A 12193-nucleotide genomic window follows, 5' to 3' on the forward strand; every position below is an offset into this window, starting at 1 on the left:
TGATTGGTGTCAGGCGAAGACCACCTGGATATCGGTGTATTCGGCGAGCCCTTCCTCCGCGAACTCGACGCCGAGGCCGGAGGCCTTCATGCCGCCGAAGGGGGCGTTGGGCTGGATGGCGCCGTGCTTGTTGATCCAGACCGAGCCGCAGGCCATGCGGCCCGCCACCTTCCTGGCCGCCTCGATGTCGGACGACCAGACGGACCCGCCGAGTCCGTTCGGGCTGTCATTGGCGAGGCGGATCGCCTCCTCCACATCGGAATAGCGGATGACCGGCAGGGCGGGGCCGAACTGCTCCTCGTCCACCAGCGCATCGCCGTTGCGCAGGCCGGAAATGATGGTCGGCGGGAAGAACAGGCCCTCGCCCGGCTCGCCGCCGATTAGCACCCTGCCGCGCTCCCTGGCGGCCGCGACGAGGCGGCAAACCTTGTCGAACTGCATGCGGTTCTGGATCGGCCCGAGGATGCTCGCCTCGTCCATGCCGTTGCCGACGGGGATCGCCTTTGCATAGGCGACGAGCGCATCGCAGACGGCGTCGTGGATCTGCTCGTGCACGTAGAGCCGCTTCATGGCCGCGCAGGTCTGGCCGTTGTTGATGAAGGCGCCCCAGAAGAGGCCCTCGGCGATCTTCGCCGGGTCGGCATCGGGCAGCACGATGCCGGCGTCGTTGCCGCCCAATTCCAGCGTGAGGCGCTTCATCGTCGCGGCGGCGGACTGCATGACCTTCTGCCCGGTGGCGCAGGAGCCGGTGAAGACGATCTTGCGGATATCCGGATGCGCAGACATGGCCGCGCCGAGATTGAACGCCCTGTCATCGCCGGTTACGACATTGACGACGCCCGGCGGCAGCACCTCGTTCATGATCTCGACGAGACGCAGCGTCGAGAGCGGCGTATGGGGCGAGGGCTTGACGACAACGGTATTGCCCGTGCGCAGCGCCGGCAGGATATGCCATACGGCGATCATCACCGGGAAATTCCACGGCGTGATAGAGCCGACGACGCCGAGCGGCTTGCGGTGGAGCTCCACGCGCCCCTGCTCGTTGTCCTGCAACACCTTGACCGGCAGGGAAAGGCCGGCCGTATACCCCGCCCAGGCGACGGCGCCGCCGACCTCCCAGCGCGAGCCGAGGCCGTTGAGGGGCTTGCCCTGTTCCAGAGTGATGATCTCGGCAAGCTCGCCCGCGTGTTCCTCGATCTTGGCCGTCACGGCCGCGCAGGCGGCCTGCAACGCTTCGTCGCCCTGTGCCGACCAGCTTGCGAATGCCGCCTTGGCGACGGCGACGGCCGCATCCAGCTCGGCCCCGCCCATGTTCGGCGCCCGGCCGACTTCCCTGCCCGTCGCCGGATCGAGGACGGCAAAGTCCGCGCCGACGCTCGCCGGCCTGCCGCCGATGGTTGCCTTGAATTCCATCATTTCCGCCTCCTCCGTGAACGCTCCGCCGCCTCCGGCGGAATGTTAATGGCAGAGGATAGAGGCTGGCGGAGCGTCAGACTTGGACGGCGCCGTCCTGTCTTTTGGACAAAAGCGTCAATGGCATCGCGCGACCGCACCCGGCGTCGTGCCGTACTTCTTGCGGAACTCGCGGTAGAAATAGGAAAGGTCGTTGAAGCCGCAGTCGAAGGCGACGGCGGTGACGCCTTCGGCTGGCTGGTCCCCCTTGCGGGCGGAAAGCCGCGCATGGGCCAGTTCCAGCCGGCGGTTGAGCAGCCGGTGGCCGGGCGTTTCGCCGAGCGGACGGAAGTGCCGCTGCAGCATGCGCTCCGAGACGTTGAGGCGCGCAGCGAGCTCGCGCGGCCCGAAGGCCGGATCCGCCCGGTAGCGGTCGATCATCGCAAGGGCCCGGGAAAGCAGCGTTTCGGAAGGGGCCACGGTGCCCGTCACGCGGGCCGAATGCAGGTAGGCGCCCATCAGGCACAGAAAGGCCTCGCCGAGCTGGGCCTGCGCCCCTTCCGCCAGCAGCATCTTGGCGATGACCGCGCGCATGGCGAGCCAGAGCGGATCATCGCGCAGGATCGCAAGCCCCCCGGTGCAGACCGTGCCGAAGCGGTGCACCATCTCCTCGCGCGGAATGTGCAGCGAGACCTGGTTCGAGCGTTCGCCGCGGTAGAGGAAGGTCGAGGGCTTCACGGAATCGACGAGGAACATGTCGCCGGGCGACAGTTCCGCCACCTGGTCCCCCTGCTCGACGCGACACTGGCCGGCATCCTGCACCAGCAGGAAGAAATATTCGCCGGGGTCCTGCCGGATGGCGCGGGTGTTGCGCGCGACCTCGGAGGCATCGAGCGCCACGATCGCCGTATCGAACGGACCGACGCGGCGCGTGGTGACATCGCCGTTGACGACGCCCGTGCGCCGCATCGGCTCCAGATCGAACGAACCGCAGACCCTCCTGATCTCCGCTTCGAGAATTTCTACCGGCACAGGCTTGTGTCCCGGCGTCATCAGCGACTGCATCGTGCCCTCCCCGGCTCTACAGCCTTTGAATCTCCTGCCTTGCTCTCCCAGGCTTCATCTCACCACAGTCTGCCGTCCTTGCCTATCGCCCTTAATCGGCAGGAGCCGAAAAACCGCCGGCTTGCGCCGCCCGGCGCAGGCCATCGCATGGCGGCTCGGCAAGGCCTTCGGCCGAAAGCCGGTCGAGCACCGCCACGACCTCGGCAAGGCCGCGCGCCTGCGCATAATGCATCGGCCCGCCACGCCAGCGCGGGAAGCCGTAGCCGTGGATTTTCACCAGATCGACATCGGCCGCGCGCAACGCCACCCCTTCCTCCAGAATGCGCGTCGCCTCGTTGACCATCGGCAGCACCACGGCGTCGGCGATCGACGCCTCGTCCCAGGCCCGCTGCGGCCGGCCGGCGGCCTCCTCGGCGATGATCGCCGCCACGGTTTTCGACGGCTTCGGCGTCCGATCGCCCGGCTGGTAATCGTACCAGCCGCCGCCCGACTTCTGGCCGAAGCGCTCGATGGCGCAAAGCCTGTCGGCGACGGGCGCGAAGGGCGTCTCGCCCCGTTCGCGTGCGGCCTTGCGCTGGAAGGCGGCGATGTCGAGGCCGCCGAGATCCTGCGCCTCGAAAGGCCCCATCGGCAGGCCGAAGGCGCGCATGGCGGCATCGACCGCGGACGGCGTCGCGCCGGAAAGCAGCAGCCGTTCGGCCTGCGCACGCGTCACCTTGAGGATGCGGTTGCCGATGAAGCCGTCGCAGATGCCGGCCCAGACGGGGATTTTCCCGAGCCGGCGGGCGAGCGAAAAGCCCGTCGCCAGGACCTGCGGTGCGGTCGCCCCGGCCGGCACGATCTCCAGCAGCTTCATCACATGGGCGGGGCTGAAGAAGTGCAGTCCGAGGAAGCGGTCCGGACGGGCGATGCCCATGCTGATCGCATTGGGGTCGAGATAGGAGGTGTTGGTGGCGAGCACCGCATCCGGCCGGCAGGCCTCGGACAGCTTTTCGAAGACGGCGCGCTTGACGCCAAGGTCCTCGAAGACGGCTTCGACGACGAGGCCCGTGTCGGCAAGCAGGCCGTAGTCGTCACCGCCGGTGACGCCCGCCATGCGCGCGTCCGCGACGTCCTGCGTGATGCGGCCGCGCTTCACGGAGCCCTCGAAGATGGCGCGGATATTGGCAAGCCCGCGCTCGACCGCCGCCGTGTCCCGCTCGATCAGCACGACCGGCAGGCCGGCATCGCGCAGCGCCGCGGCAATGCCCGCCCCCATCGTGCCGCCGCCGACGACGGCGGCCGAACGGATGTCGCGCGGCGTGACGCCGGCAAGCTCCGGCGGGCGTGGCGCGGCGCGCTCGGCGAAGAAGACATGGCGCAGCGCCGCCGCCTGCGCCGAGCCGCGCAATTCCAGGAACGTCTCGCGCTCGAAGGCCATGGCGGCGGCGAAATCCGTCTTGCAGGCATTGCGGATGGAAGCGAGCGCCCGCAGCGGCGCGACCTCGCGCTTCGCCTTCGCGGCCACCGCCTTTTCGGCGTCTCCCCAGAATCCTGCCTCGACCGCCGGCACGGCACGGGCGCAGACCGGCTGCGGCCGGGGCTTTCCAGCGGCCTCGCCCGCGAAGGCGATCGCACCCGCGCGCAGGTCGCCGTCGATCACGGCATCGATCAGCCCCAGCCCTTCCGCCTTCCTCGCGCCGACCGGGCTGCCGCCCGTCACCAGATCGACGGCGGCGGACGGGCCGATCAGGCGCGGCAGGCGCACCGTGCCGCCGGCGCCGGGGATAATGCCGAGCCTGACTTCCGGCAGGCCGAGGCTGGCGGAGGGGACGGCGACGCGATACGCGCAGCCGAGCGCCACTTCGAGCCCGCCGCCGAGTGCGCTGCCGTGGATGGCCGCCACCCACAGCTTCTTCGCGCCCTCGATGCGCGCCACCACGTCCGGCAGGTGCGGCGGCTGCGGCGGCCTGCCGAATTCGCCGACATCCGCCCCGGCGATGAAGGTGCGGCCGGCGCAGATCAGCACCACGGCCTTCACAGCCGCATCCGCGTCGAGTTCCGCCGCCGCCTCCACGAGCGCCTGGCGAAGCGCCTGCGACAGCGCGTTGACGGGCGGGTTGTCGACGGTGACGACGGCGACGGAGCCTTCGCGGGCGATGGTGACGGTCATGGTCTCATATTCCCAGGTAAGCGGCGCGGATGCGTTCGTCCGCGATCAGTTCGGCGGCGGGGCCGGACATGGTGATGCGTCCCGTCTCCATGACATAGCCCCGGTCCGCCACGGAGAGAGCGCCGAAGGCGTTCTGCTCGACGAGAAGCACGGTGACGCCGAGCGCCTTCATGCTTTTGACCACGTCGAAGATCTGCGCGACGAGGATGGGGGCAAGCCCCATGCTGGGCTCGTCGAGAAGCAGGCAGGACGGGCGGCCCATCAGCGCGCGGGCGATGGCCAGCATCTGCTGCTGGCCGCCGGAAAGCCCGCCCGCCGCAAGGTTCCGCTTCTCCTTGAGGATCGGGAACATGGCGAAGGCGTCCTCTCTGTCGCGGTCCACCTTGTCGTCGGCGAAGAGATAGGCTCCGAGACGCAGGTTCTCCTCCACCGTCAGGTTGGTGAAGATCTGCCGGCCCTCGGGCGACTGGGCAAGGCCGCGCTGCACACGCCGATGCGCCGGCACCGACGTCAGCGTCTCGCCGCGAAAGAGGATGGAGCCCGCCGAGACCGGCTGGATGCCGGAAAGGCATTTGAGCAGCGTCGTCTTGCCGGCGCCGTTCGCGCCGACCACCGTGACGATCTCGCCGGAGGCGACGTCGAGATCGATGCCGTGCAGCACCTCGATGCGGCCGTAGCGTGAGCGCAGTCCCTCAACCGTCAGCATTCTTGGCCTCCGTCGCCTGGGCGCCGAGATAGGCTTCGATGACGCGCGGATCGCGCGCGATCACCGCCGGTTCGCCTTCGGCGATCTTCTCGCCGTGATCCAGCACCACGATATGGTTGGAAATGCGCATGACCATCTTCATGTCGTGCTCCACCAGGAGGATCGACACGCCCTCGGCCGCGACCTTCGCGATGAGATGGTCGATCTCCTCCGTCTCGACGGCATTGCAGCCGGCGGCCGGCTCGTCGAGCAGCAGGACACGCGGCTTCAGCGCCAGCGCCCGGGCGATCTCCAGCCGCTTCAGCGCGCCGTAGGAGAGCGAGCCCGCCTCCTGCTCGGCGGCGCGGCCGAGGCCGACGCGGTCGAGCAGCGCCCGGGCGCCCTCTTCCGACGCCTTGCTGCGGCGGCGCGAAGCGGGCAGCGAGAAGAGATCGGCGAAGACCGAGCCGCGCTCATGCAGGTGATGGCCGGCGACGGCGTTCTCCAATACGCTCATCGACTGGAAGATCTGCAGGTTCTGGAAGGTGCGCGACAGGCCGCGGCGGGCGAGCAGGTGAGGCGGCATGCGCGTGACATCCTCGCCGTCGAGCACCACGCGGCCCCGCGCCGGGGCATAGACGCCGGAGATCATGTTGAAGAGCGTCGTCTTGCCGGCGCCGTTCGGGCCGATGACGGAGATGATCTCGCCGGGTTTCAAGGAGAAGCCGACGTCGTTGACGGCGCGCAGTCCGCCGAAATCGATGCCGAGGCCTTCGATCTGAAGCAGGCTCATTCTCCCCTCCCCCGGATGCGGCGCGCGATGGACGGCAACAGGCCCTCGCGCATGAAGATCATGACGAGCATCATGACGAGGCCGAGCATGAGCTGCTCGTATTCCTGGAAAATCGTCAGCACCTGCGGCAGCGTCGTCAGGATCGCCGCGCCGAGGATGGCGCCGAGCACGGAACCGGCCCCGCCGAGCACCGTCATGGTGACCATCTCGATGGAATGCATGAAGCCCGCGACATCCGGCGTGATGAACTTGTTCTGCAGGGCCAGGAGCGAGCCCGAGACGGAGGCGTAGACCGCCGAGATGACGAAGGCGACGAGCTTGTAATGCGCGACGTCGACGCCGACCGTGCGGGCGGCGACCTCCGAGCCGTGCAGGGCACGCAGCGCCCGGCCGGTCGGGCTGTGATGGAGGTTGAGCGCGAGCCAGGCGCCGATCACCAGCACGAGGCCGGAGAAGGCGTACCAGAACTCGGTGTTGGAAAGGTCGATGCCGACCGCCTTCAGCAGGGCGCGCAGGCCGAGCTCCGGCACGGCCATGCCGTCCGGCCCGCCCGTCAGTTGCGCCTCGTTGGACAGCACCATGGAGACGAGGATGCCAAAGCCGAGGCTGGCGACCGCAAGATAATAGCCCTTGAGCCGCAGGATCGGCCGGCCGACCAGGAAGGCGATGGCGGCGGACAGGAGCGCCCCGAGCAGCGCGGCGAGCGCCGGGTGCAGGCCGAGATGGACGGGCGCCAGCGCGCAGGCATAGGCGCCGATGCCGGCGAACCCCGCATGGCCGAGGCTGATCTGGCCGGCATAGCCGATGAGGATGACGAGGCCCGTCACCGCGAGGCCGTTGACGAAGATCAGCGAGCCGACGCGGAAATAGTACGACGACGGGAAGAAGACCGGTGCGACCGCGATGACCGCGGCGAGGACGAGGAGCGTGGTAGCCTTGCCGGAGAGCCGCATGGTCACACCCGATCCGCCGACTTGCGGCCGAAGAGGCCTTGCGGCATGGCGAAAAGCACCGCGAGGATGACGACGAACGCGGCCGCGTCCTTGTATTGCGAGCTGATGTAGCCGGCGGTCATCGCCTCCAGGAGGCCGAGCAGCAGGCCGCCGACGAGCGCGCCCTTGGGGTTGCCCATGCCGCCGAGCATGGCGGCGGCGAAGCCCTTGAGGGCGAGCGCGAGGCCGACGTCGTAGCTCGTCAGCGTGATCGGCGTCACCAGCACGCCGGCGAGCGCGCCGATGGCGGCGGACATGGCGAAGGAGAGCGTCATCACGTAGTTGGTGTTGATGCCGACGAGCTGGGCGGCGATGCGGTTGTTCGCCGTCGCCAGCACCGCACGGCCGATCAGCGTGCGCGTGAAGAACAGCCAGAGACAGAGGAAAACGGCAAGCGCGCCCGCGATGACCCAGAGACTCTGCGGCAGGATGGTCGCGCCGCCGATCCGGATGGGCTGGTCGCCGGAAAAGGCCGGGAAGCGGTGGATCTGCTTGTCGAAGACGAGCTGCGTCGCGCCGCGGATGAAGATGGAGGCGCCGATGGTGATGATGATCAGCGAGACGACCGGCGCGCCGCGGGCGGGTTCGATCGCCAGCTTGTTGAGCGCGACGCCCACCGCCGATGTCGCGATGATGGCGATGAGCGCGGCGAGCGGCAGCGGCAGGCCGGCGGCATAGGCGAAGACGGTGATCATGCCGCCGAGCATGACGAACTCGCCCTGGGCGAAGTTCACGACGTCGGAGGCGTTGTAGATGATCGTGAAGCCGAGGGCGACCAGCGCATAGACCGCGCCGACCGTTATCCCGGACAGAAGGAATTGCAGCAGTTCGGGCATGGACGCCTCCGCTTTCCGCGCGACGGTTTCCGCCGGCCTGCGCACTCGAGGGCGCCGGCCGGCGGGCTCGATTACTCGACGATCTTCCAGCCGCCGTTCTCGATCTCAAGCATGCGGAAGGCCGAGAGGTCGAGGCCGAGATGGTCTTCGGCCGTCATGGTTACGGTGCCGGTGGTCCCGACGAGGCCCTTCGTCGCCTCGATCGCATCGCGGATATCCGAAGGCTCGGCATTGCCCGCCCGCGTGATCGCATCGACGAGGATGCGCAGCGCATCATGGGCGTAGCCGCCGAAGGTCGAGACCGGCTTGCCGGTCGCCTTCTCGTAGGCTTCCTTGTAGGCGGTGACGACGGCGCGCTGCGGGTCGTCCTCCGGCAGGAGGCCGGCGACGAGCAGCGCCGTGCCCGGCAGGCGAACGCCTTCGGCGGCCTGCGCACCGGCAAGCTCGATGAAGCCGTCCGAGGCGACGCCGTGCGACTGGTAGAGCGGAAGGCCGACGGCGAGCTGGGCGTAGTTGCGCGTGACGATCGCCGGTCCCTGGCCGAAGCCGGGGTTCAGCACGGCCTGGATGCCGTCCTTGCCCTTGATGTTGGTGAGCTGCGGCGTCATATCGGCGTCGGTCGGGCCGTAGGTCTCGTCGGCCAGCACCTCGATGCCGTAGTCGCCGATGATCTCCAGGCACTGTTTGCGCATGGAGGCGCCGAAGCCGTCGGAGCCCGAGATCATGCCGATCCTGGCGATGCCGTTCTTCTTCATGTCTTCAAAAATCTTCGCGCAGGCCATGCGGTCCGTGTGCGGCGTCTTGAAGGTATAGGGCTGCACCGGATCGATGATCTCGATGGCGCCTGCAAGCGAGATGAAGGGCACCTCGGCATCCTCGAAGACCGGGATGATGGCCATGGAGGTTCCGGTCGTCGTTCCGCCGATCACGGCGACGACTTCGTCGTCCTCGACGAGGCGGGTGGCGAAGGTGCGCGCCTTGTTCGGATCGCCCCCGTCGTCGTAGATGACGAGGTCCAGCTTCTCGCCGTTGACGCCGCCGGCCGCATTGATCTCCTCGACCAACATCTTCAGCGTTTTCGCCTCCGGATCGCCGAGGAAGGAGGCGGGACCGGTCTCGGAGATGGTGGCGCCGATCCTGATGTCGGCAAGCGCGGGCGCGGCAAGGCCGAGGGCGAGCGCCAGGGTGCCGGCAAGCACCGTGGTGGTGAGCGAAAGTTTCATGTCGGTTTCTCCTCCCAACAAAGTCAAAGATAAAGTCGAAGCTCCTCTCACGCCGCCACGGGGCGGCGCCACATCGCCACGCGGAACCGGTTCGCGACGAAGGCCGCATCCGTCAGGCTGGCATTGCCGGCCGGGTTGGCGCCGGTGACGTGGAAATCGCTGAACGCGGCGCTCTGGTTCACGTAGATGCCGCCGGTCAGGTTGACCGAAAGGTTGACGCCCGCCGCGGCGAAACGGTCGGCGGCGGCAAGGATCTGCGCCTCGTCGGTGGCGTAGAGCGCCGCGGTGATCGCGCCCTTGCGCTCGGCAAGCCCGGCGGCGCGCTCCACGCCGTCGGCGGCGTCATCGACGGCGACGACGAACGCGATGGGGCCGAAGCGCTCCTCCGCATAGGCTTCGCCGTCCGCCGCATCGACGGCGAGGATCAGCGGCGTTGCGGTCCGCGCATCGTCGAGACCCTCCACCGGCGCGGAATCGCGCACCACGCGTCCGAGCGGCCGGACCGTCGCGATGCGCGCGAGCGTCGCGGGATTGGCGATGGCGCCGCAGATCCCCGCCGCGCGGGCGGGATCGGCGAGCAAGCCATCGACGGCGGCGGCGATGGCGGCCGCGACCTCATCGAAGCTCTTGCGGCCTTCATCGGTCTCGATGCCGCCGCGCGGCACGAAAATGTCCTGCGGGGCCGTGCACATCTGGCCGGAATAGAGCGACAGCGAGAAGGCGATGTTGCTGCACATGCCGGCGAAATCGCCGGTCGCGCCGATGACGATGGAATTGACGCCGGCCTCTTCCGTATAGACTTGCGCATCGCCGGCGTTTTCGCGCACCCAGCGACCGAAGCTGCCGGAGCCGGTATAGTCGACGATGGCGATGGCCGGATGCTGCACGAGGTCCTTGGTGATCTCGGAACCGGGCGCGTCCGCCGCAAGCAGCACGATATCGGCCGCAAAGCCTTCCTCCACCAGCACCTGCCGGGCGATTTCGACGGTGATGGCGAGCGGCAGGATCGCGGCAGGATGCGGCTTGACGATGACGGCATTGCCGGTGGCAAGGCTGGCGAAGAGGCCGGGATAGCTGTTCCAGGTCGGGAAGGTGTTGCAGCCGATGACGAGCGAGACGCCGCGCGGAACGATGCGCCAGTGCTTTTCCAGGACGATGGGCTCGCCCTTGCCCTGCGGCTTCGTCCAGGTCGCCGCGGCGGGCGTGCGAGTCATCTCGGCATAGGCATAGGCAACGGCCTCGAGGCCGCGGTCCTGCGCATGCGGGCCGCCGGCCTGGAAGGCCATGGCAAAGGCCTGGCCGGTCGTGTGCATGACGGCATTCGCCATCTCGAAGCTGCGGGCATTGAGGCGGGAAAGGATCTCCAGACAGATGCCGACGCGCACCTGCGGCTCCGCGGCGGCCCATTGCGGGGCGGCGGCGCGCGAAGCGGAGACGAGCATGTCGACGGAAGCGGCGGGATAGGTGATGCCGAGCGACGGTCCGTAAGGCGACACCTCCGCACCGACGGAGCCCTCCGACGGATGATCGGCAAGGTCGAACGCCTTGCCGAGACGCGCCGTGTAGGCGGCAAGGCCATCGTCCCTGGCGGTCTCGCCATAGATCTTGCCGCTCGGCACTTCGGGATAGGCGGACCAGAAGCCGCGCCTGGTGGCCGCTTCAAGAGCTGCTTCCAGCGTCGCGCGATGGCGCTCGAAAAGTCCGGTCATGGCTGCTCCTCCCAGTCAGTGCTTTTATAATTGACTGACCGGTCGGTTTATGCAAGAGTTTTTTTACGGTCGCCATTGGGAAGGGCGACAGGGAGGAACCATGTCCGACTCCGGCACCATTCTGTCGGCGCTTGCCGACGGCGTTCTCAGCCTCACACTGAACCGCCCCGACAAGCTCAACGCCTTCAACGAGGAAATGCACCTTGCCCTTCGCGCCGGCTTCGAGCGCGCGCATGCGGATGAAAACGTCCGCGCGGTGCTTCTGACCGGCGCCGGCCGCGGCTTCTGCGCCGGCCAGGATCTCGGCGACCGCGACCCGAAGAAGGGCGCGCCGGACCTCGGCCACACGATCGAGACCTTCTACAACCCGCTGCTGCGCCTCATCCGCAGCCTCGAAAAGCCCGTAATCTGCGCCGTCAACGGCGTTGCCGCCGGAGCCGGCGCCAATATCGCCTTCGCCTGCGACATCACGCTCGCCGCCCGCTCCGCCCGCTTCATCCAGGCCTTCGCCAAGATCGGCCTCGTGCCGGACTCCGGCGGCACCTGGAGCCTGCCGCGCCTCATCGGCGAGGCGCGCGCCAAGGCGCTTGCGCTGACCGCCGAACCGCTCGGCGCCGAAACCGCCGCCGACTGGGGCCTCATCTGGCGTGCCGTCGACGACGACAGGCTGATGGAGGAGGCGAAGGCGCTAGCCACCCGCCTCGCCGCCGGCCCGACCAGGGGTCTCGGCATGACGAAGCACGCCATACAGGCCGCCGCCACCAATTCGCTGGACCAGCAGCTCGACCTCGAACGCGACCTGCAGCGCGAGGCCGGCCGCAGCGCCGACTACGCCGAAGGCGTCTCCGCCTTCCTCGAAAAGCGCAAGCCGGAGTTTTCGGGTAAATGAGCGCCGCCGGCCTTTCCCCTCGGAAGCTGGCGGAAGCCTGCGCCGAGGCCATGTGGGACGACGACAACGCCACCCGCCATCTCGGCATGGAGCTTGTCTCCGTCGCTCCCGGCGAGGCGGTCATCGCCATGACCGTCACCGAGATCATGACCAACGGCCACGGCACCTGCCATGGCGGCTACATCTTCACGCTGGCGGATTCGGCCTTCGCTTTTGCCTGCAACACCTACAACCAGCGCACCGTCGCCCAGCACTGTTCGGTGACGTTCATCGCTCCGGCCTTCAGGGGCGACAGGCTGACGGCAACGGCACGGGAGGTGTCGCGCCGCGGGAGGGGCGGCATCTACGACATCCGCATCACCAATCAGGAGGGCGAGCACATCGCGGAATTCCGCGGGCACTCGCGAACAGTCAAGGGCACCCATCTGCCGGAGTGAGGCAGAGGCCGGCACCCGCA

The 12193-nt window shown here is 68.4% G+C and carries 11 protein-coding genes; 2 read left to right on the top strand and 9 right to left on the bottom strand.

Annotated elements, in window-relative coordinates; translation table 11 throughout:
• Window positions 1–9: 9 nt before the first annotated feature.
• The 9 genes from ACIIOY_RS05315 to paaN form a co-directional block, all read right to left on the bottom strand.
• On the bottom strand, window positions 10–1416 hold the full coding sequence (locus ACIIOY_RS05315) for an aldehyde dehydrogenase family protein (protein WP_411033583.1): 1407 nt from the start codon (window positions 1414–1416) through the stop codon (window positions 10–12).
• Between the two features lie 114 nt (window positions 1417–1530).
• Window positions 1531–2457 carry a helix-turn-helix domain-containing protein gene (locus ACIIOY_RS05320; protein WP_411033584.1) on the bottom strand — a complete coding sequence of 309 codons (927 nt, stop codon included), beginning with the start codon at window positions 2455–2457 and terminating at the stop codon, window positions 1531–1533.
• Window positions 2458–2548: 91 nt separating this feature from the next.
• Window positions 2549–4609: a 3-hydroxyacyl-CoA dehydrogenase NAD-binding domain-containing protein gene (locus ACIIOY_RS05325; RefSeq protein WP_411033585.1), complete on the bottom strand. Its 2061-nt coding sequence runs from the start codon at window positions 4607–4609 to the stop codon at window positions 2549–2551.
• Window positions 4610–4613: 4 nt separating this feature from the next.
• A complete protein-coding gene (locus ACIIOY_RS05330; RefSeq protein ID WP_411033586.1) occupies window positions 4614–5315 on the bottom strand; it encodes an ABC transporter ATP-binding protein in 702 nt (233 codons plus the stop codon).
• The gene (locus tag ACIIOY_RS05335; protein WP_411033587.1) at window positions 5302–6087 is read right to left on the bottom strand and encodes an ABC transporter ATP-binding protein; all 786 of its coding nucleotides are present in this window, start codon (window positions 6085–6087) and stop codon (window positions 5302–5304) included. Before ACIIOY_RS05335 ends, ACIIOY_RS05330 begins: the two co-directional genes overlap by 14 nt.
• A complete protein-coding gene (locus ACIIOY_RS05340) occupies window positions 6084–7040 on the bottom strand; it encodes a branched-chain amino acid ABC transporter permease (RefSeq protein ID WP_411033661.1) in 957 nt (318 codons plus the stop codon). Before ACIIOY_RS05340 ends, ACIIOY_RS05335 begins: the two co-directional genes overlap by 4 nt.
• A gap of 2 nt (window positions 7041–7042) precedes the next feature.
• Window positions 7043–7915, bottom strand: coding sequence for a branched-chain amino acid ABC transporter permease (locus ACIIOY_RS05345; RefSeq protein ID WP_411033588.1), 873 nt, complete (start codon window positions 7913–7915; stop codon window positions 7043–7045).
• Window positions 7916–7986: 71 nt separating this feature from the next.
• The gene (locus tag ACIIOY_RS05350) at window positions 7987–9138 is read right to left on the bottom strand and encodes an ABC transporter substrate-binding protein (RefSeq protein WP_411033589.1); all 1152 of its coding nucleotides are present in this window, start codon (window positions 9136–9138) and stop codon (window positions 7987–7989) included.
• A 47-nt stretch (window positions 9139–9185) separates the two neighbouring features.
• Window positions 9186–10847 (bottom strand): phenylacetic acid degradation protein PaaN, encoded by a 1662-nt coding sequence (gene paaN, locus ACIIOY_RS05355; RefSeq protein WP_411033590.1) that lies wholly within the window; start codon window positions 10845–10847, stop codon window positions 9186–9188.
• A gap of 100 nt (window positions 10848–10947) precedes the next feature.
• Between paaN and paaG the strand changes: the two genes are divergently transcribed.
• Window positions 10948–11736, top strand: a complete 789-nt coding sequence (gene paaG, locus ACIIOY_RS05360) for a 2-(1,2-epoxy-1,2-dihydrophenyl)acetyl-CoA isomerase PaaG (RefSeq protein ID WP_411033591.1) — start codon at window positions 10948–10950, stop codon at window positions 11734–11736.
• On the top strand, window positions 11733–12173 hold the full coding sequence (gene paaI / locus ACIIOY_RS05365; protein ID WP_411033592.1) for a hydroxyphenylacetyl-CoA thioesterase PaaI: 441 nt from the start codon (window positions 11733–11735) through the stop codon (window positions 12171–12173). The genes paaG and paaI overlap by 4 nt, the downstream gene beginning before the upstream one ends.
• The last annotated feature ends 20 nt before the right edge of the window (window positions 12174–12193 follow it).

Source organism: Shinella agrisoli (assembly GCF_046557955.1).
GTDB lineage: Bacteria > Pseudomonadota > Alphaproteobacteria > Rhizobiales > Rhizobiaceae > Shinella.